This is a genomic window from Arthrobacter sp. StoSoilB13, from assembly GCF_019977255.1.
Taxonomy (GTDB): Bacteria; Actinomycetota; Actinomycetes; order Actinomycetales; family Micrococcaceae; genus Arthrobacter.
In genome coordinates this window covers 2,567,032-2,587,888 of record NZ_AP024647.1, presented here as the reverse complement: position 1 = coordinate 2,587,888, position 20,857 = coordinate 2,567,032, and the positions used below count along the sequence as shown (strand labels likewise).

Annotated in this window: 7 protein-coding genes, 6 rRNA genes and 1 pseudogene; 13 read left to right on the top strand and 1 reads right to left on the bottom strand. The window is 58.0% G+C overall.

Annotation, left to right across the window (positions count from 1 at the left end):
- Nucleotides 1–23 precede the first annotated feature (23 nt).
- From tyrS to rrf (LDP01_RS12115), 4 genes are all read left to right on the top strand, one after another.
- Nucleotides 24–1,334 carry a tyrosine--tRNA ligase gene (tyrS, locus tag LDP01_RS12130; RefSeq protein ID WP_224089452.1) on the top strand — a complete coding sequence of 437 codons (1,311 nt, stop codon included), beginning with the start codon at nucleotides 24–26 and terminating at the stop codon, nucleotides 1,332–1,334.
- 946 nt (nucleotides 1,335–2,280) lie between these two features.
- A 16S ribosomal RNA gene (locus LDP01_RS12125) occupies nucleotides 2,281–3,811 on the top strand.
- Between the two features lie 521 nt (nucleotides 3,812–4,332).
- Nucleotides 4,333–7,488 (top strand): 23S ribosomal RNA (locus LDP01_RS12120).
- 149 nt (nucleotides 7,489–7,637) lie between these two features.
- Nucleotides 7,638–7,754, top strand: a 5S ribosomal RNA gene (gene rrf / locus LDP01_RS12115).
- A gap of 77 nt (nucleotides 7,755–7,831) precedes the next feature.
- Here rrf (LDP01_RS12115) and LDP01_RS12110 read toward each other — a convergent pair.
- The gene (locus LDP01_RS12110; RefSeq protein ID WP_224089450.1) at nucleotides 7,832–8,209 is read right to left on the bottom strand and encodes a nuclear transport factor 2 family protein; all 378 of its coding nucleotides are present in this window, start codon (nucleotides 8,207–8,209) and stop codon (nucleotides 7,832–7,834) included.
- 92 nt (nucleotides 8,210–8,301) lie between these two features.
- Between LDP01_RS12110 and LDP01_RS12105 the strand changes: the two genes are divergently transcribed.
- The 9 genes and pseudogenes from LDP01_RS12105 (at nucleotide 8,302) to LDP01_RS12065 (ending at nucleotide 20,854) form a co-directional block, all read left to right on the top strand.
- Nucleotides 8,302–8,835 carry a sigma-70 family RNA polymerase sigma factor gene (locus LDP01_RS12105; RefSeq protein ID WP_224089447.1) on the top strand — a complete coding sequence of 178 codons (534 nt, stop codon included), beginning with the start codon at nucleotides 8,302–8,304 and terminating at the stop codon, nucleotides 8,833–8,835.
- A gap of 46 nt (nucleotides 8,836–8,881) precedes the next feature.
- Nucleotides 8,882–9,259, top strand: a complete 378-nt coding sequence (locus LDP01_RS12100; RefSeq protein ID WP_224091186.1) for a nuclear transport factor 2 family protein — start codon at nucleotides 8,882–8,884, stop codon at nucleotides 9,257–9,259.
- A 461-nt stretch (nucleotides 9,260–9,720) separates the two neighbouring features.
- Nucleotides 9,721–11,244: ribosomal RNA gene (locus LDP01_RS12095) — 16S ribosomal RNA — on the top strand.
- Nucleotides 11,245–11,764: 520 nt separating this feature from the next.
- Nucleotides 11,765–14,921: ribosomal RNA gene (locus LDP01_RS12090) — 23S ribosomal RNA — on the top strand.
- Between the two features lie 144 nt (nucleotides 14,922–15,065).
- Nucleotides 15,066–15,182, top strand: a 5S ribosomal RNA gene (rrf, locus tag LDP01_RS12085).
- Together the 16S, 23S and 5S rRNA genes form the textbook arrangement of a ribosomal RNA operon.
- 81 nt (nucleotides 15,183–15,263) lie before the next feature.
- On the top strand, nucleotides 15,264–15,827 hold the full coding sequence (locus LDP01_RS12080; RefSeq protein WP_224089444.1) for a GNAT family N-acetyltransferase: 564 nt from the start codon (nucleotides 15,264–15,266) through the stop codon (nucleotides 15,825–15,827).
- A gap of 253 nt (nucleotides 15,828–16,080) precedes the next feature.
- Nucleotides 16,081–16,368, top strand: a complete 288-nt coding sequence (locus LDP01_RS12075) for an HU family DNA-binding protein (protein ID WP_011776355.1) — start codon at nucleotides 16,081–16,083, stop codon at nucleotides 16,366–16,368.
- Nucleotides 16,369–16,504: 136 nt separating this feature from the next.
- Nucleotides 16,505–18,881, top strand: a pseudogene (locus tag LDP01_RS12070) (bifunctional copper resistance protein CopD/cytochrome c oxidase assembly protein).
- On the top strand, nucleotides 18,881–20,854 hold the full coding sequence (locus LDP01_RS12065) for an NHL domain-containing thioredoxin family protein (protein ID WP_224089442.1): 1,974 nt from the start codon (nucleotides 18,881–18,883) through the stop codon (nucleotides 20,852–20,854). The pseudogene LDP01_RS12070 and the gene LDP01_RS12065 overlap by 1 nt, the downstream one beginning before the upstream one ends.
- Nucleotides 20,855–20,857 lie beyond the last annotated feature (3 nt).

Here is a 20,857-nt window from a genome sequence, read left to right as displayed (position 1 = left end):
ACAATCCTGCTAACTTAGAACTCGTGTCACACGTAAACAACATCGAGTACCAGCACAACGATCCCGCCTTTGCCAACATCTGGCAGGAGCTCAAATGGCGCGGCCTGATCCACGTTTCCACCGACGAAACGGAACTGGAAAAGCTGCTCGCCGGGGACCCGATCACGTATTACTGTGGCTTTGACCCCACCGCTCCGTCCCTTCACCTGGGTAACTTGGTGCAGCTCCTGCTGATGCGGCGCCTGCAGTTGGCTGGCCACAAGCCGCTCGGCCTGGTTGGCGGATCCACGGGCCTTATCGGTGATCCGCGTCCGACGGCGGAGCGCACCTTGAACACCAAGGACACGGTTGCGGAGTGGGTCGGCTACCTCCAGGGGCAGGTGCGCCGTTTCCTCAGTTTCGAGGGCGATAACGCGGCACGCATGGTCAACAACCTGGACTGGACGGCGCCGCTGAGTGCCATCGACTTCCTCCGTGAGATCGGAAAGCACTACCGGGTGGGCACCATGCTTCGCAAGGATGCTGTCGCCTCCCGTTTGAGTTCCGAAGAGGGCATTAGCTACACCGAGTTCAGTTACCAGATCCTGCAGGGCATGGACTACCTCCAACTGTTCCGCGACTACGGCTGTGCACTGCAGACCGGTGGCTCGGACCAGTGGGGCAACCTCACCAGCGGTACCGAACTCATCCGCAAGGTGGAAGGCAAGAGCGTCCACGCCCTGGGTACGCCGCTCATCACCAACTCGGACGGTACCAAGTTCGGCAAGAGCGAGGGCAACGCCATCTGGCTGGACCCCGAAATGTGCAGCCCGTACGCGTTCTACCAGTTCTGGCTGAACACGGCCGACGCTGACGTGGTGGACCGGCTCAAAGTCTTCACGTTCCTTTCACGTGCGGAAATTGAAGAGCTTGGCCAGGCTGTTGCGGAGCGTCCCTTTGCACGGGAAGGCCAGAAGAAGCTTGCGTTCGAAGTCACGTCCTTGGTGCATGGCATCGATGCGACTGAAAAGGTCATCGCCGCTTCGGCAGCACTCTTCGGCAACGGCGACCTCACCGTCCTGGACGAGCGCACCCTGGAAGCAGCGACCGCGGAACTTCCCTCCGCGAAGATCAGCGCCGACGGTCTTGGAATTATCGACTTGTTGGTGGCCGCCGGTTTGTCCGACAGCAAGTCGGCAGCCCGCCGGACCATCGGGGAGGGCGGAGCTTACGTGAACAACACCAAGGTGTCCGATCCCGATGCCGTTATCGCGCAGGATGAACTGCTTCATGGCCGGTACCTGCTCCTTCGCCGGGGCAAGAAGAACCTGGCGACGATTGAGGTTTCGGCCTAGTTCGCCGTACATCGCAATACCTGAAAGGGCCGGCAACCGTTGTGGTTGCCGGTCTTTTCTGCGTTTAAGGGTGTTTGTGCGTGGGTGGGCGCGAAGGTGGCGGTCTTCCTCTGCGCGCTCGGTCGTTCCTCCCTTGGACGCGCGTTGCCGGATGAGCGCCGCCTTCTTCGGATGTTCTCTCAGATCGTGCGGGGTTTGGGGGATCGTTCTCTCAGATCGTGCGGGGTTTGGGGGATCGTTCTCTCACATCGCGACGTCTTTGGCGGATCGTTCTCTCAGATCGTGCGGGGTTTTGGTGGGTTGGGGGGTGGTGTTTCGACGGCGGTGGTTGGCTTGGGTGTTTGGCGGCGGGGTGGTGGGGTGTGGTTGGTGTGACGGGCTTCACTGGGGTTGGTTTTTGGGGTTTTGGGGTGGTTTTGGCGGGTCTGTGGGGTTGTTTGGCCTGTGTTTGGGCGGTTTTGGCCGGTTTTTGGGTGGTGTTGGGGTGGATTTGTGTGGGGGCTGGTGGGCGTGTAATGTCTTCTGAGTCGCCGCGAGTGAGACAGCCTGGTGCTGGGAACTGCGGGGCCGACCCCCTTTGATAACAGCCTGGAATATGGTGCGCTTTTGGGCGTGCTGGTTGCCGGGTGGGGCCGGGACCTGGATCGGGAATCGCGGAAACGTTGATTTGCCAAGATCGGGTTGATCGGGTAAGTTTGAAAAGTTGCTCCGGAGCGATCCAGCGAAGGCTGGTGGTACTGCTTTGGAATAGTGACCTGTTGTTTGAGAACTCAATAGTGTGCCAAGTTTGTTGATGCCGATTGTTTTTTTGATTGGTTGAAATTATGGCCAGGCTGCTGCGCACCCCCGTGTGTGGTGGTTTGGTTTTCAGCTGGTTTCGAATTTTGTGCAGCGCGTTCGCCGTTATTTCCGGTGGGTGTGGTTGTGTCTGTTTGATTTTTTGTTTTCAACGGAGAGTTTGATCCTGGCTCAGGGATGAACGCTGGCGGCGTGCTTAACACATGCAAGTCGAACGATGATCCCGGCTTGCTGGGGGGATTAGTGGCGAACGGGTGGAGTAACACGTGAGTAACCTGCCCTTGACTCTGGGATAAGCCTGGGAAACTGGGTCTAAATACCGGATATGACCATCTGGCGCATGTTGGTGGTGGAAAGCTTTTGTGGTTTTGGATGACTCGCGGCCTATCAGCTTGTTGGTGGGGTAATGGCCTACCAAGGCGACGACGGGTAGCCGGCTGAGAGGGTGACCGGCCACACTGGGACTGAGACACGGCCCAGACTCCTACGGGAGGCAGCAGTGGGGAATATTGCACAATGGGCGAAAGCCTGATGCAGCGACGCCGCGTGAGGGATGACGGCCTTCGGGTTGTAAAACCTCTTTCAGTAGGGAAGAAGCGAAAGTGACGGTACCTGCAGAAGAAGCGCCGGCTAACTACGTCGTGCCAGCAGCCGCGGTAATACGTAGGGCGCAAGCGTTATCCGGAATTATTGGGCGTAAAGAGCTCGTAGGCGGTTTGTCGCGTCTGCTGTGAAAGACCGGGGCTCAACTCCGGTTCTGCAGTGGGTACGGGCAGACTAGAGTGCAGTAGTAGGGGAGACTGGAATTCCTGGTGTAGCGGTGAAATGCGCAGATATCAGGAGGAACACCGATGGCGAAGGCAGGTCTCTGGGCTGTAACTGACGCTGAGGAGCGAAAGCATGGGGAGCGAACAGGATTAGATACCCTGGTAGTCCATGCCGTAAACGTTGGGCACTAGGTGTGGGGGACATTCCACGTTTTCCGCGCCGTAGCTAACGCATTAAGTGCCCCGCCTGGGGAGTACGGCCGCAAGGCTAAAACTCAAAGGAATTGACGGGGGCCGCACAAGCGGCGGAGCATGCGGATTAATTCGATGCAACGCGAAGAACCTTACCAAGGCTTGACATGAACCGGAAAGACCTGGAAACAGGTGCCCCGCTTGCGGTCGGTTTACAGGTGGTGCATGGTTGTCGTCAGCTCGTGTCGTGAGATGTTGGGTTGTTAAGTCCCGCAACGAGCGCAACCCTCGTTCTATGTTGCCAGCGCGTTATGGGCGGGGACTCATAGGAGACTGCCGGGGTCAACTCGGAGGAAGGTGGGGACGACGTCAAATCATCATGCCCCTTATGTCTTGGGCTTCACGCATGCTACAATGGCCGGTACAAAGGGTTGCGATACTGTGAGGTGGAGCTAATCCCAAAAAGCCGGTCTCAGTTCGGATTGGGGTCTGCAACTCGACCCCATGAAGTCGGAGTCGCTAGTAATCGCAGATCAGCAACGCTGCGGTGAATACGTTCCCGGGCCTTGTACACACCGCCCGTCAAGTCACGAAAGTTGGTAACACCCGAAGCCGGTGGCCTAACCCTTGTGGGGGGAGCCGTCGAAGGTGGGACCGGCGATTGGGACTAAGTCGTAACAAGGTAGCCGTACCGGAAGGTGCGGCTGGATCACCTCCTTTCTAAGGAGCTGCTAACAACCGTTGTCGGTTCCCGTGCATGCGGGGGCTGGTGGTTGTCAGTGTTGCCCATTGCGCAGGCGTATGTTCTGCGGTGGGTGCTCATGGGTGGAATATCAACGAATCAAACGTTTGTTTGGCATGGCCTGACCGGTTGTGTCCTGGTGTTAGTACGGCAGTGCGTGCCCCTTTTTTGGGGGTGTGTGGTGTTTGGGAACGTGCCGGGGCGTGGTTTGTGTGGGTTGTGTTTGGCGCACTGTTGGGTCCTGAGGCAACAGGACCTTTTTGCAGCAATGCAGGGGGACACAGTTCTGGTGTTTCTTTTGTTCCTGCTTCCGGTTCGTACCGGCACCCTGTGTGGGTGTTGGGGGTCTGGTTGACGGGGTTGTTGTTTGAGAACTACATAGTGGACGCGAGCATCTAGGACACGCACATGTTTTGTGTGTGTTCTTACAGCAATTTCTTATGAATGAACCTGGCCTTTTGTGGTCGTGGTTCTCTCGAGTAAGTTTTTGATCTTGTGTGGTCAAGTTTTTAAGGGCACACGGTGGATGCCTTGGCATTAGGAGCCGAAGAAGGACGTAGGAATCTGCGATAAGCCTGGGGGAGTTGATAACCGAGCGTTGATCCCAGGATGTCCGAATGGGGAAACCCCGCACAACGCTTTTGGGTGATTGTGTGACCCGCATCTGAACACATAGGGTGCGTGGGGGGAACGCGGGGAAGTGAAACATCTCAGTACCCGCAGGAAGAGAAAACAAGAGTGATTCCGTTAGTAGTGGCGAGCGAACGCGGATCAGGCTAAACCGTTTCCATGTGTGATAGCCGGCGGGCGTTGCATGGGCGGGGTTGTGGGACTTTCCGTACTGGTTCTGCCGGACCGGTGGGGTGTGTAGTGCAGGCATAGGTGAACGGTCTTGAAAGGCCGGCCAGAGAGGGTGTGAGCCCCGTAACCGTAATGTTGTGTACCGCCTGGAGAGGATCCCAAGTAGCACGGGGCCCGAGAAATCCCGTGCGAATCTGTCAGGACCACCTGATAAGCCTAAATACTTCCTAATGACCGATAGCGGACCAGTACCGTGAGGGAAAGGTGAAAAGTACCCCGGGAGGGGAGTGAAACAGTACCTGAAACCGTGTGCTTACAATCCGTCGGAGCAGTCGTGAGTAATCACTAGTAACTGTGACGGCGTGCCTTTTGAAGAATGAGCCTGCGAGTTAGTGTTACGTCGCGAGGTTAACCCGTGTGGGGTAGCCGTAGCGAAAGCGAGTCTGAACAGGGCGAGTGTAGTGGCGTGATCTAGACCCGAAGCGGAGTGATCTACCCATGGCCAGGTTGAAGCGACGGTAAGACGTCGTGGAGGACCGAACCCACTTCAGTTGAAAATGGAGGGGATGAGCTGTGGGTAGGGGTGAAAGGCCAATCAAACTCCGTGATAGCTGGTTCTCCCCGAAATGCATTTAGGTGCAGCGTTGCGTGTTTCTTGCCGGAGGTAGAGCTACTGGATGGCCGATGGGCCCTACAAGGTTACTGACGTCAGCCAAACTCCGAATGCCGGTAAGTGAGAGCGCAGCAGTGAGACTGTGGGGGATAAGCTTCATAGTCGAGAGGGAAACAGCCCAGACCACCAACTAAGGCCCCTAAGCGTGTGCTAAGTGGGAAAGGATGTGGAGTTGCGAAGACAACCAGGAGGTTGGCTTAGAAGCAGCCATCCTTGAAAGAGTGCGTAATAGCTCACTGGTCAAGTGATTCCGCGCCGACAATGTAGCGGGGCTCAAGTACACCGCCGAAGTTGTGGATTTCACACGGTACCCTAGCCTTCGTGGTTCAGGGGTGTGGAGTGGTAGGGGAGCGTCGTGTGGGCAGTGAAGTCGCGGTGGAAACCAGCGGTGGAGCCTACACGAGTGAGAATGCAGGCATGAGTAGCGAAAGACGGGTGAGAAACCCGTCCGCCGAATGATCAAGGGTTCCAGGGTCAAGCTAATCTGCCCTGGGTAAGTCGGGACCTAAGGCGAGGCCGACAGGCGTAGTCGATGGACAACGGGTTGATATTCCCGTACCGGCGAAAAACCGCCCATGCCAAGCGGGGGATACTAACCGCCCGGAGCCTGCCCGCCCGCCCTTGTGGTGTGTGGGTTTTGGCCGAGCGCGGGACCTGATCCCGGGAGGTAAGCGTATTAACAGGTGTGACGCAGGAAGGTAGCCGGGCCGGGCGATGGTTGCCCCGGTCCAAGGATGTAGGGTCAGGGATAGGCAAATCCGTTCCTGTGTGTTTCGAGCACGATCCTGAGATCTGATGGGACTCCCGTTCGGGGGGATCCGGTGATCCTATGCTGCCTAGAAAAGCATCGACGCGAGGTTTTAGCCGCCCGTACCCCAAACCGACACAGGTGATCAGGTAGAGAATACCAAGGCGATCGAGAGAATTATGGTTAAGGAACTCGGCAAAATGCCCCCGTAACTTCGGGAGAAGGGGGGCCTGCCCCGTGATGGAGACTTGCTCTCCGTGAGCGGGTGTGGGCCGCAGAGACCAGGGGGAAGCGACTGTTTACTAAAAACACAGGTCCGTGCGAAGTCGCAAGACGATGTATACGGACTGACTCCTGCCCGGTGCTGGAAGGTTAAGAGGACCGGTTAGCCCCTTGTGGGCGAAGCTGAGAATTTAAGCCCCAGTAAACGGCGGTGGTAACTATAACCATCCTAAGGTAGCGAAATTCCTTGTCGGGTAAGTTCCGACCTGCACGAATGGAGTAACGACTTCCCCGCTGTCTCAACCATAAACTCGGCGAAATTGCAGTACGAGTAAAGATGCTCGTTACGCGCAGCAGGACGGAAAGACCCCGAGACCTTTACTATAGTTTGGTATTGGTGTTCGGAGTGGCTTGTGTAGGATAGGTGGGAGACGTTGAAGCCCGGACGCCAGTTCGGGTGGAGTCATCGTTGAAATACCACTCTGGTCACTTTGGACATCTAACTTCGGCCCGTGATCCGGGTCAGGGACAGTGCCTGATGGGTAGTTTAACTGGGGCGGTTGCCTCCTAAAAAGTAACGGAGGCGCCCAAAGGTTCCCTCAGCCTGGTTGGCAATCAGGTGTCGAGTGTAAGTGCACAAGGGAGCTTGACTGTGAGAGAGACATCTCAAGCAGGGACGAAAGTCGGGACTAGTGATCCGGCGGTACATTGTGGAATGGCCGTCGCTCAACGGATAAAAGGTACCTCGGGGATAACAGGCTGATCTTGCCCAAGAGTCCATATCGACGGCATGGTTTGGCACCTCGATGTCGGCTCGTCGCATCCTGGGGCTGGAGTAGGTCCCAAGGGTTGGGCTGTTCGCCCATTAAAGCGGTACGCGAGCTGGGTTTAGAACGTCGTGAGACAGTTCGGTCCCTATCCGCTGCGCGCGCAGGAAATTTGAGAAGGGCTGTCCTTAGTACGAGAGGACCGGGACGGACGAACCTCTGGTGTGTCAGTTGTACTGCCAAGTGCACCGCTGATTAGCTACGTTCGGATGGGATAACCGCTGAAAGCATCTAAGCGGGAAGCTCGCTTCAAGATGAGATTTCCATACACAATACGTGTGAGAGGCCCCCAGCCAGACCACTGGGTTGATAGGCCGGATGTGGAAGCGAGGACCAAAGACTCGTGAAGCTGACCGGTACTAATAGGCCAACAACTTACACCACACACAACACACTGCACGCGTCCACTATGTGGTTCCCGAACAACAACCGTTCCAGGAACCAACAACTAAATACACAACACCACAGTTGTAACCACACACAGTCTTCCCACCCCACACCACAAAACCGGTGCGCGGGACGGGTAACAAGGTTACGGCGGTCATAGCGTGGGGGAAACGCCCGGTCCCATTCCGAACCCGGAAGCTAAGACCCACAGCGCCGATGGTACTGCACCCGGGAGGGTGTGGGAGAGTAGGACACCGCCGGACACACATTAACGGGAAGCCCCGACCACCACGGTCGGGGCTTCCCCACTTTAACCACACCTAACAACCGAACCAGGCGCTCAGGTCCTAACGACGTCGCCACGTGCCAAGGCGAAAGGCAGACGATCGAAGATGATGTGGATCTCGGCGATCTGATCCTTGTGAATGCGATACAGTTCTGCGCCTGGAGCGCTTGGAACTGCCCGATTGGCTGTGTCGTACATGAGTATTGCTTGGTCGTCGGACCCGTAAGCCGCAAGAAGCGCGGATTTTGTGAGGGTAGCAGCGAAGGGCTCCATGAATGCCCGGACAGCGGCACTACCGCTCATGGTGCCGGACGGTGCATGGCAGACGACATCCTCGGCTAAGTGCTTGATTGCTGAGTCCAGGTTCCCGGACGTCCATGCCCGGTGGTACGCGATTGCGATGTCAACGGCTCTGGCCTGTTTTTCAGACATGGTCTGATTCCTTTCGTAGGCGGATACTCCTGTTTAGACACCACCTCGCAGCAGATCGGAACGCCCTGGTAGGTCCGTGCCAATATTGAACCGTGACTTCAGCCGAGTTGGAGGCTGCCCGGTCCGGTGATGAGGAGGCTTTTGCCTCGCTCGTAGCCCCCTTTCGCCGGGAGCTTCATCTGCATTGCTACAGAATTACAGGATCTGTTGATGATGCAGATGATCTGCTGCAGGAGGTTTTGCTTGCGGCATGGAAAGGGCTGCCTGGATTTGCCGGCCGATCGTCCTTGCGTACGTGGCTCTATCGGATTGCCACTACACGTTCGCTTAATGCTCTGAGGGAACAACGTCGAAGACCTCGCCCGGTCCCTGTACCTCCCTTCGAGCCACCAAACCCGAACGACCGATTCGATCTACCGCATTTGCAGCCTTACCCCGATGCCTTGGTCGACGAGCTTGATCCTGCTGCGCAGGCGGTTGCCCGCGAAAGTGTCGAGCTCGCGTTTGTTGTTGCGCTTCAACGGATGCCGCCGCGCCAGGCTGCAACGTTGATCCTCTGTGATGTCTTGGACTTCACCGTTACCGAAGCTGCTGAGCTGCTCGCGATAGGCCCCGACGGCGGCTAAGGGCCTTCTTCAGCGCGCCCGCTCCGCCGGGCCTTCTTCAAGGTCAATCACCACCGGACAACGCCACCACGAATTAGCCCGTAAGTTTGCGGATGCCTTCTCGCGGGACGACGTCGATTCCGTCCTTGAGCTCCTCACAGATCAATGCTGGCTAGCCATGCCCCCGGCCAGCGAACTTTACGTGGGCCGGCACGCCGTCGGGGTTTTCCTCCGTGCCAGTGCGGCTGGCCGGCCTGGCGGCAACTACGCGCTGACCGCTGTCACTGCCGGTGGTAGGCCGGCGTTCGTTTGCTATCTGCAAGGCCGGGCCCGTGGACTGTTGGTGATCGAGCCAACCCAGTCTGGCGAAAGGATCGCATCGATCATGCGATTCCTCGACGATGGTCTGCATCGGCACTTCGGAATGCCTGACATTCTTGCCTGAAGTTGAAGCGCAACTGGCTCATTGACGCGTGCGGGGTAGTGCTCGACGGCGGTGCTGGCGCGGGTTTTTGGGGGTGTGTTTTGGTGTGTTGGGGTGGATTTGCGTTGGTGGTGTGGGGCGTGTATTGTTTTCTGAGTCGCCGGGTGCGAAACGGAAAGCCGGAAGGTGTGTACGGTTCGGTAGGCGGCCAAAAATAACTCTTCTTTTCCAATGGCCCTGTTGGGTGTGCTGCTTTTGTGGTGCGCTGTCCGGGGTGATGTTTTGGAGGGTCTGTTGTTTGAGAACTCAATAGTGTGCCAAGTTTGTTGATGCCGATTGTTTTTTGATTGGTTGAAATTATGGCCAGGCTGCTGCGCACCCCCGTGTGTGGTGGTTTGGTTTTCAGCTGGTTTCGAATTTTGTGCAGCCGTGTTCGCCGTTATTTCCGGTGGGTGTGGTTGTGTCTGTTTGATTTTTTGTTTTCAACGGAGAGTTTGATCCTGGCTCAGGATGAACGCTGGCGGCGTGCTTAACACATGCAAGTCGAACGATGATCCCTGGCTTGCTGGGGGGATTAGTGGCGAACGGGTGAGTAACACGTGAGTAACCTGCCCTTGACTCTGGGATAAGCCTGGGAAACTGGGTCTAATACCGGATATGACCATCTGGCGCATGTCATGGTGGTGGAAAGCTTTTGTGGTTTTGGATGGACTCGCGGCCTATCAGCTTGTTGGTGGGGTAATGGCCTACCAAGGCGACGACGGGTAGCCGGCCTGAGAGGGTGACCGGCCACACTGGGACTGAGACACGGCCCAGACTCCTACGGGAGGCAGCAGTGGGGAATATTGCACAATGGGCGAAAGCCTGATGCAGCGACGCCGCGTGAGGGATGACGGCCTTCGGGTTGTAAACCTCTTTCAGTAGGGAAGAAGCGAAAGTGACGGTACCTGCAGAAGAAGCGCCGGCTAACTACGTGCCAGCAGCCGCGGTAATACGTAGGGCGCAAGCGTTATCCGGAATTATTGGGCGTAAAGAGCTCGTAGGCGGTTTGTCGCGTCTGCTGTGAAAGACCGGGGCTCAACTCCGGTTCTGCAGTGGGTACGGGCAGACTAGAGTGCAGTAGGGGAGACTGGAATTCCTGGTGTAGCGGTGAAATGCGCAGATATCAGGAGGAACACCGATGGCGAAGGCAGGTCTCTGGGCTGTAACTGACGCTGAGGAGCGAAAGCATGGGGAGCGAACAGGATTAGATACCCTGGTAGTCCATGCCGTAAACGTTGGGCACTAGGTGTGGGGGACATTCCACGTTTTCCGCGCCGTAGCTAACGCATTAAGTGCCCCGCCTGGGGAGTACGGCCGCAAGGCTAAAACTCAAAGGAATTGACGGGGGCCCCGCACAAGCGGCGGAGCATGCGGATTAATTCGATGCAACGCGAAGAACCTTACCAAGGCTTGACATGAACCGGAAAGACCTGGAAACAGGTGCCCCGCTTGCGGTCGGTTTACAGGTGGTGCATGGTTGTCGTCAGCTCGTGTCGTGAGATGTTGGGTTAAGTCCCGCAACGAGCGCAACCCTCGTTCTATGTTGCCAGCGCGTTATGGCGGGGACTCATAGGAGACTGCCGGGGTCAACTCGGAGGAAGGTGGGGACGACGTCAAATCATCATGCCCCTTATGTCTTGGGCTTCACGCATGCTACAATGGCCGGTACAAAGGGTTGCGATACTGTGAGGTGGAGCTAATCCCAAAAAGCCGGTCTCAGTTCGGATTGGGGTCTGCAACTCGACCCCATGAAGTCGGAGTCGCTAGTAATCGCAGATCAGCAACGCTGCGGTGAATACGTTCCCGGGCCTTGTACACACCGCCCGTCAAGTCACGAAAGTTGGTAACACCCGAAGCCGGTGGCCTAACCCTTGTGGGGGGAGCCGTCGAAGGTGGGACCGGCGATTGGGACTAAGTCGTAACAAGGTAGCCGTACCGGAAGGTGCGGCTGGATCACCTCCTTTCTAAGGAGCTGCTAACAACCGTTGTCGGTTCCCGTGCATGCGGGGGCTGGTGGTTGTCAGTGTTGCCCATTGCGCAGGCGTATGTTCTGCGGTGGGTGCTCATGGGTGGAATATCAACGAATCAAACGTTTGTTTGGCATGGCCTGACCGGTTGTGTCCTGGTGTTAGTACGGCAGTGCGTGCCCCTTTTTTGGGGGTGTGTGGTGTTGGGAACGTGCCGGGGCGTGGTTTGTGTGGGTTGTGTTTGGCGCACTGTTGGGTCCTGAGGCAACAGGACCTTTTTGCAGCAATGCAGGGGGACACAGTTCTGGTGTTTCTTTTGTTCCTGCTTCCGGTTCGTACCGGCACCCTGTGTGGGTGTTGGGGGTCTGGTTGACGGGGTTGTTGTTTGAGAACTACATAGTGGACGCGAGCATCTAGGACACGCACATGTTTTGTGTGTGTTCTTACAGCAATTTCTTATGAATGAACCTGGCCTTTTGTGGTCGTGGTTCTCTCGAGTAAGTTTTTGATCTTGTGTGGTCAAGTTTTTAAGGGCACACGGTGGATGCCTTGGCATTAGGAGCCGAAGAAGGACGTAGGAATCTGCGATAAGCCTGGGGGAGTTGATAACCGAGCGTTGATCCCAGGATGTCCGAATGGGGAAACCCCGCACAACGCTTTTGGGTGATTGTGTGACCCGCATCTGAACACATAGGGTGCGTGGGGGGAACGCGGGGAAGTGAAACATCTCAGTACCCGCAGGAAGAGAAAACAAGAGTGATTCCGTTAGTAGTGGCGAGCGAACGCGGATCAGGCTAAACCGTTTCCATGTGTGATAGCCGGCGGGCGTTGCATGGGCGGGGTTGTGGGACTTTCCGTACTGGTTCTGCCGGACCGGTGGGGTGTGTAGTGCAGGCATAGGTGAACGGTCTTGAAAGGCCGGCCAGAGAGGGTGTGAGCCCCGTAACCGTAATGTTGTGTACCGCCTGGAGAGGATCCCAAGTAGCACGGGGCCCGAGAAATCCCGTGCGAATCTGTCAGGACCACCTGATAAGCCTAAATACTTCCTAATGACCGATAGCGGACCAGTACCGTGAGGGAAAGGTGAAAAGTACCCCGGGAGGGGAGTGAAACAGTACCTGAAACCGTGTGCTTACAATCCGTCGGAGCAGTCGTGAGTAATCACTAGTAACTGTGACGGCGTGCCTTTTGAAGAATGAGCCTGCGAGTTAGTGTTACGTCGCGAGGTTAACCCGTGTGGGGTAGCCGTAGCGAAAGCGAGTCTGAACAGGGCGAGTGTAGTGGCGTGATCTAGACCCGAAGCGGAGTGATCTACCCATGGCCAGGTTGAAGCGACGGTAAGACGTCGTGGAGGACCGAACCCACTTCAGTTGAAAATGGAGGGGATGAGCTGTGGGTAGGGGTGAAAGGCCAATCAAACTCCGTGATAGCTGGTTCTCCCCGAAATGCATTTAGGTGCAGCGTTGCGTGTTTCTTGCCGGAGGTAGAGCTACTGGATGGCCGATGGGCCCTACAAGGTTACTGACGTCAGCCAAACTCCGAATGCCGGTAAGTGAGAGCGCAGCAGTGAGACTGTGGGGGATAAGCTTCATAGTCGAGAGGGAAACAGCCCAGACCACCAACTAAGGCCCCTAAGCGTGTGCTAAGTGGGAAAGGATGTGGAGTTGCGAAGACAACCAGGAGGTTGGCTTAGAAGCAGCCATCCTTGAAAGAGTGCGTAATAGCTCACTGGTCAAGTGATTCCGCGCCGACAATGTAGCGGGGCTCAAGTACACCGCCGAAGTTGTGGATTTCACACGGTACCCTAGCCTTCGTGGTTCAGGGGTGTGGAGTGGTAGGGGAGCGTCGTGTGGGCAGTGAAGTCGCGGTGGAAACCAGCGGTGGAGCCTACACGAGTGAGAATGCAGGCATGAGTAGCGAAAGACGGGTGAGAAACCCGTCCGCCGAATGATCAAGGGTTCCAGGGTCAAGCTAATCTGCCCTGGGTAAGTCGGGACCTAAGGCGAGGCCGACAGGCGTAGTCGATGGACAACGGGTTGATATTCCCGTACCGGCGAAAAACCGCCCATGCCAAGCGGGGGATACTAACCGCCCGGAGCCTGCCCGCCCGCCCTTGTGGTGTGTGGGTTTTGGCCGAGCGCGGGACCTGATCCCGGGAGGTAAGCGTATTAACAGGTGTGACGCAGGAAGGTAGCCGGGCCGGGCGATGGTTGCCCCGGTCCAAGGATGTAGGGTCAGGGATAGGCAAATCCGTTCCTGTGTGTTTCGAGCACGATCCTGAGATCTGATGGGACTCCCGTTCGGGGGGATCCGGTGATCCTATGCTGCCTAGAAAAGCATCGACGCGAGGTTTTAGCCGCCCGTACCCCAAACCGACACAGGTGATCAGGTAGAGAATACCAAGGCGATCGAGAGAATTATGGTTAAGGAACTCGGCAAAATGCCCCCGTAACTTCGGGAGAAGGGGGGGCCTGCCCCGTGATGGAGACTTGCTCTCCGTGAGCGGGTGTGGGCCGCAGAGACCAGGGGGAAGCGACTGTTTACTAAAAACACAGGTCCGTGCGAAGTCGCAAGACGATGTATACGGACTGACTCCTGCCCGGTGCTGGAAGGTTAAGAGGACCGGTTAGCCCCTTGTGGGCGAAGCTGAGAATTTAAGCCCCAGTAAACGGCGGTGGTAACTATAACCATCCTAAGGTAGCGAAATTCCTTGTCGGGTAAGTTCCGACCTGCACGAATGGAGTAACGACTTCCCCGCTGTCTCAACCATAAACTCGGCGAAATTGCAGTACGAGTAAAGATGCTCGTTACGCGCAGCAGGACGGAAAGACCCCGAGACCTTTACTATAGTTTGGTATTGGTGTTCGGAGTGGCTTGTGTAGGATAGGTGGGAGACGTTGAAGCCCGGACGCCAGTTCGGGTGGAGTCATCGTTGAAATACCACTCTGGTCACTTTGGACATCTAACTTCGGCCCGTGATCCGGGTCAGGGACAGTGCCTGATGGGTAGTTTAACTGGGGCGGTTGCCTCCTAAAAAGTAACGGAGGCGCCCAAAGGTTCCCTCAGCCTGGTTGGCAATCAGGTGTCGAGTGTAAGTGCACAAGGGAGCTTGACTGTGAGAGAGACATCTCAAGCAGGGACGAAAGTCGGGACTAGTGATCCGGCGGTACATTGTGGAATGGCCGTCGCTCAACGGATAAAAGGTACCTCGGGGATAACAGGCTGATCTTGCCCAAGAGTCCATATCGACGGCATGGTTTGGCACCTCGATGTCGGCTCGTCGCATCCTGGGGCTGGAGTAGGTCCCAAGGGTTGGGCTGTTCGCCCATTAAAGCGGTACGCGAGCTGGGTTTAGAACGTCGTGAGACAGTTCGGTCCCTATCCGCTGCGCGCGCAGGAAATTTGAGAAGGGCTGTCCTTAGTACGAGAGGACCGGGACGGACGAACCTCTGGTGTGTCAGTTGTACTGCCAAGTGCACCGCTGATTAGCTACGTTCGGATGGGATAACCGCTGAAAGCATCTAAGCGGGAAGCTCGCTTCAAGATGAGATTTCCATACACAATACGTGTGAGAGGCCCCCAGCCAGACCACTGGGTTGATAGGCCGGATGTGGAAGCGAGGACCAAAGACTCGTGAAGCTGACCGGTACTAATAGGCCAACAACTTACACCACACAACACACTGCACGCGTCCACTATGTGGTTCCCGAACAACAACCGTTCCAGGAACCAACAACTGAATACACAACACCACAGTTGTAACCACACAGTCTTCCCACCCCACACCCGAAACCGGTGCGCGGGACGGGTAACAAGGTTACGGCGGTCATAGCGTGGGGGAAACGCCCGGTCCCATTCCGAACCCGGAAGCTAAGACCCACAGCGCCGATGGTACTGCACCCGGGAGGGTGTGGGAGAGTAGGACACCGCCGGACAAACATTAACGGGAAGCCCCGACCACCACGGTCGGGGCTTCCCCACTTTAACCACACAACCAAGGACGCTAGAGTCACAGGATGCCCCTTAACCGAACTTTGGATGTGTCATCCGGGAATGCCGTGAAGGGAAAAGTCCACCTTCGCACTTTGTCCTTGTCCGACGTCGGGCCCTTGGCGGCCGCCTACACCCGGAACGCAGAGTACCTTGCCCCTTGGGAACCACGGCGCAGCGAAGCGTTCTATACCAGGGCAGGGCAGGACGCCGTTGTTCGGGGCAAACTGAACCAATATGCCGCAGGCACCGAGGTGCCGTGGGTAGTTCTCCACGACGGGGATATCGTCGGCCAGATTACCTTGACGGGCATAGTCCGTGGACCCTTCATGAACGCCAACCTGGGCTATTGGGTCGACCAAGCGTTCACCGGCAAGGGCATTGCCACTTCTTCGGTGGAGGCGGTTCTCTCCATCGCGAGTGACGATTTGGGACTCCACCGTGTCCAAGCCGCAACCTTGATGCATAACGTAGCCTCGCAGGCCGTCCTCAAACGATGCGGCTTCGAGCGGATCGGGTTGGCGCCCTCCTATCTCCACATAGCAGGCGAATGGCAGGACCACGTCCTGTATCAGCGCATTCTCTTCTGATCCACGGCGGTTGGATGCGCTGCCGGCGTCGTGATTTCCTGCGCTGGTTGGGGGCCTCTTCAACGCCGTAGGGTACGCCATGTGCGGTCCACACCCCCAAAAAACCTTGAAAAACCGGTGATTTTGGTCAAAAAAGCGCGGAAACACGCGGAATTTGCTGGCCAAGCCGGTGCAAGCTGGTAAGTTTTCGAGCAGTGGCTTGCTCGCATTCCGCTTGAAAGCTCAAAAAACGTATTAGTCCAGGAGGACGTAAATGGCTAAGAACCGTAGTGAACTCGTTGCAGAGGTAGCAGGCAAGGCTGGCACCAGCCAGGCAGCCGTCAACTCCGTGCTCGATGCACTGTTCGAAGTTTTCGAGACTTCTGTTGCCGCTGGCGAGAAGATCACCATCCCGGGCTGGCTCGCAGTTGAGCGCACCGACCGTGCAGCACGCACCGGCCGTAACCCGCAGACGGGCGAAACCATCCAGATCGCCGCTGGCCACAGCGTTAAGCTGACCGCAGGCTCCAAGCTGAAGGCTGCTGTCGCCAAGAAGAAGTAATTCCAACTTCGGCGAACGCCTAAAAGGGGCGGCAACCAACTGGTTGCCGCCCCTTTTGCTGTTAAGCCCTGCCCACTACTCCTCCCCAAATGGTTCCCGATTCGCAGCCCAGCCATAGGTAACGGACAATGGATAGGTGCCATCAGCAAGAAGCTCCGCAACCGCCCCATCGCCTGTTCCCAAGCCGGGAGCGCGGGGAGGCGATGCCGTCACGGGCATTTCCCTCACGTGGCAGCTTGCTGGACTCGCGGTGCTCTTCCTGACTTTGGCTGCAGCCCTCATCTTTTCCGGTGCTTCTGCTGCCCGACAGGTCTCGGACCCCGGTGCGCTGGTTCGGTGGGGCCTGCCGGTGGCGAAAGCCGTCCACAACGTTTCCATAGCCACAGTTATTGGTGGACTGATCTTCGCGGTCGGAATCCTGCCCAAGAACCTTAGGGCGTCGCGATCCCGTGAAAAGGATCTGGAGGCTCTGGAGCATCCAGCCTTTGCACGCGCCCTTGCCGTTGCCGCCGCGGCAGGTGCCGCCTGGACACTGTCTGCCGTAGCGGTCCTGGTATTGACCTACGCGGACGTGGCGGGTCAGGGGCTCTCCGGCGACGCAGAATTCACCCGCTCGCTTGTCTACTTCATGACGGACATAGAAACGGGCAAGGCCCTGGCTGGCCATCACTATCATTGCTGCGGTAGTCACCACCGCGCTCTTCGGCGTCCGATCGCTGACCGGCCTCGCTTTTACGCTGCTGCTTGCCTTGATCGGGCTGATTCCGACCGCGCTGATCGGTCACTCCTCCAGCTCCAGTGATCATGAAGGCGCCATCAACTCGCTGGGCCTTCACTTGGTTGGTGTCTCTGTGTGGGTGGGAGGCATCATCATGCTCGCGGTCCTTTCCGGATTGCTCGCTGGCTCCAGGAGGTCCGGGACGAGCGACATCACGGAACCGACCCTCCGAAGGTTCTCGGCCCTGGCAGGTTTTGCTTTCGTGTTGGTGTTTGCGTCCGGTGTGATAAACGCAGCCATCCGCGTGACGAACCCCGGCGATCTGTTTGGCTCTGCCTATGGCCAGCTCATCCTTGCCAAGGCACTTGCCACCCTGGTGCTGGGTGGCATTGGTTTCATGCATCGTCAGTGGGTCATACCCCAGCTGGGGAAGAGCGGTTCGATGTCTGCCCGGCGGGTGCTGTGGCAGCTGGTTCTGGTTGAGCTGCTGGTGATGGGCGCGACGTCGGGCCTCGCCGTGGCGCTCGGGCGCTCGGCCCCGCCGCAGCCCACGACGTACGCACCGGACGCCTCGCCGGCCTTCATCCTGTCCGGCTATGAGGTTCCGCCTGAACTTACGCCAGCACGCTGGCTTACGGAATGGCGTTTTGACTGGCTGTGGGTTGGAGTCGCCTTATTCGGCGCCGTGTCCTACATCCTCGGGATCATCAAGGTCCGCAAGCGTGGGGATAGCTGGTCCTGGTTCAAGACCGCGAACTGGATGATTGGACTGGTGATTCTCACGTACATCACGTCGGGTCCGCCAGCTGTCTATGGCCGTGTACTGTTTTCTGCCCACATGGTGGATCATATGGCCCTGACCATGGTGGCACCGATCTTCCTGGTGTTGGGTTCACCCGTGACCCTTGCGCTGCGTGCACTACCTTCCCGGGGTGAAGGCGCCCACGGTTCGCGGGGTCTTCGGGAGTGGTTGCTCTTGTTCGTCCACTCCCGGTTCTCGCAGGTGGTGACTCATCCCCTGTTCGCCGCTGCGAACTTCGCAGGCTCCATCGTGCTGTTCTACTACTCGGACCTTTTCGGCCTTGCCATGCGGGAGCACGTAGGCCATGAGCTGATGAATCTGCACTTCCTGCTGACGGGCTACATTTTTGTACTCAGCATGATCGGCAGTGATCCACTGCCGCGACGTGCGCCGTACCCCATGCGCCTGCTGCTCCTGCTCGCAACCATGGGATTCCACGCATTCTTTGGCGTGGCCATCATGGGCGGTACAGGCCTGCTGGCTGCTGACTACTTCGGCAACCTGGGCAGGACCTGGGGTGCCTCGGCCATCGCAGACCAGCAAATGGGCGGTGCTGTGGCCTGGGGCATTGGCGAAGTTCCCACCCTGCTCGTGGCAATCGGCGTAGCGGTCATGTGGTCACGCTCGGACGAGCGGGAGACCCGACGCGTGGACCGTGCGGCCGACAGGAATAACGACGCCGATCTCAGTGCTTATAACGATATGTTTGCCCGGCTCGCTGACCGCGATGCCAAATTGGCCGGCCGCCCGGCCTCAACCAGGCAGACGGCCCTGACTACTGAAACGACTGAAGCGACCCGACCGACCGAAGCCATACCGGGTAGCACACCAGAGGACAGCACCATCCGAAGCGACAGCACCGTCCCAACCGACAGCACCGTTCCAACTGACGGCGCAGCCCCTGGGGACAACGCTTCAACAGGCCACGCCAGGGGAAGCGTTGACCAAGCAAGCAGCAAGACCGAACGAAACACGAAGCTGGAAGGACGCTGATGAGCGAAACCGTACGCACCCAACTCCGGGTCCGGGCCTCCGAACTGGAGGGCCGCGGCTGGCTCAATACGGGCGGCAAGTCCCTTGACTTGGAATCCCTTCGCGGCAAAATCGTGCTGTTGGACTTCTGGACGTTCTGCTGCATCAACTGCCTGCATGTTCTCGACGAACTCCGGCCCCTCGAGGAAAAGTACTCTGATGTCCTGGTGACAGTCGGCGTGCATTCGCCCAAGTTCGAGCACGAAGCCGATCCCGTTGCCCTTGCTGCTGCCGTGGAGCGTTACGAGATCCATCATCCGGTTCTGGACGACCCTGAGCTGGCCACGTGGAAGGCGTACACAGCCCGTGCTTGGCCCACGCTGGTGGTCGTGGATCCGGAGGGTTACATCGTGGCGCATCTTTCCGGTGAAGGACACGCAGATGGTCTCGCCGTGCTGCTTGAGGAACTTGTTGCTGAGCACGAAGCAAAGGGGACCCTCCACCGGGGCAACGGTCCGTACGTCGCTCCCGTTCCGACGTCGGGCACTTTGCGCTTCCCGGGCAAAACGACACAGTTGGCCAATGGCAATTACCTCGTCGTCGACTCCGGGCACCACCGCCTGGTAGAGCTCCACCCGGACCTGAAAACCGTTGAGCGGGTTATAGGCTCCGGCATTAAGGGGTACGCGGACGGCGACACGGACACGGCCCAGTTCAACGAGCCGCAAGGTATAGCTGTTCTTCCGGCGGAGCTCGCTTCTACGCTCGGTTACGACGCCGTGGTCGCAGACACCGTGAACCACCGCCTTCGCGGGGTGACGTTGAGTTCAGGGCATGTCCGGACTGTTGCCGGCAACGGTGTGCAGCGCTTGCTCGATGCCGGTCCTGCCCGTGTCACCGAGACGGGCGCGGGCGCCTGGTCCGAACACCACGACGGCGGTCCGGCTGACTTTGCTGCCGACGCAATCGACGTCGGGGTGCTTGGCCTTGGTACCGGGGTTTCTCTGTCCTCGCCTTGGGACGTTGTGTGGAGTGCGAAACTGCAGCGTGTTGTGATCGCTATGGCCGGGACGCACCAGATCTTTGCGTTCGATCCCGTGACCAACCAGGTTTCCATCCTGGCGGGCTCGGGCCTGGAGGGGCTGTTGGACGGCGTGGCGGAGGACGCCTGGTTCGCCCAGTCGTCCGGCTTGGCCATTGATGCCGATGACAACATCTGGGTGGCCGACTCGGAGACTTCCTCATTGCGGCGTTTGGTGCTTGACGAAACCGGCGTGACGGTGGAGACAGCCGTCGGCCAAGGACTGTTCGACTTCGGGTTCCGTGACGGTGACGCCAGCGAGGCACGCCTGCAGCACCCCTTGGGGGTAACGGTACTCCCGGATGGTTCCGTAGCGATCGCCGATACATACAACGGTGCCGTTCGCCGGTACGATCCCGCCTCGAAGACAGTGTCAACATTGGCGCGTGGCCTGGCTGAGCCGAGTGACGTCGTCGTGGTTAACCACAGCAACAGTGAGCCGCTACTGGTGGTGGTCGAGTCAAACAAGCATCAGCTGGTTTTGGTGCCGATCCCCAAGGAAGCCCAGCAGGTGGATGAGGGGGCATCCCAGACGCACCGCCCCAAGAGCCCTGTGACACCCGGAATCCTGGAGCTGGCCGTTCGCTTCAAGGCCCCCACCGGGCAGAAACTCGATGACCGCTGGGGCGACCCCACGCAAATGAAGGTTTCTTCCACTCCGCCGGAACTGTTGGTCTCCGGGGGCGGGACATCGGTGGGCTTGTTGCGAACCATCGAATTGTCGTCCGACGTGCCCGAGGGCATCCTTCACATCACTGCCCGTGCGGCCGCCTGTGACGGACCTGAAACCGAGGACGGCGAGATTCCGGACCACGCAGCCTGCCACCTGTACCAGCAGGATTGGGGCATTCCAGTCATCCTGCAGGCCGACGGCGAATCCGAGCTGGTGTTGGATCTGCGCGGCATGGACTAAACC

What these genes read in the sequence shown, in the direction of transcription:
- LDP01_RS12080 (WP_224089444.1), top strand. Translation starts at nt 15,264, where the DNA reads ATGCCCCTTAACCGAACTTTGGATGTGTCATCCGGGAATGCCGTGAAG.
- LDP01_RS12110 (WP_224089450.1), bottom strand. Translation starts at nt 8,209, where the DNA reads ATGTCTGAAAAACAGGCCAGAGCCGTTGACATCGCAATCGCGTACCAC.
- LDP01_RS12075 (WP_011776355.1), top strand. Translation starts at nt 16,081, where the DNA reads ATGGCTAAGAACCGTAGTGAACTCGTTGCAGAGGTAGCAGGCAAGGCT.
- LDP01_RS12065 (WP_224089442.1), top strand. Translation starts at nt 18,881, where the DNA reads ATGAGCGAAACCGTACGCACCCAACTCCGGGTCCGGGCCTCCGAACTG.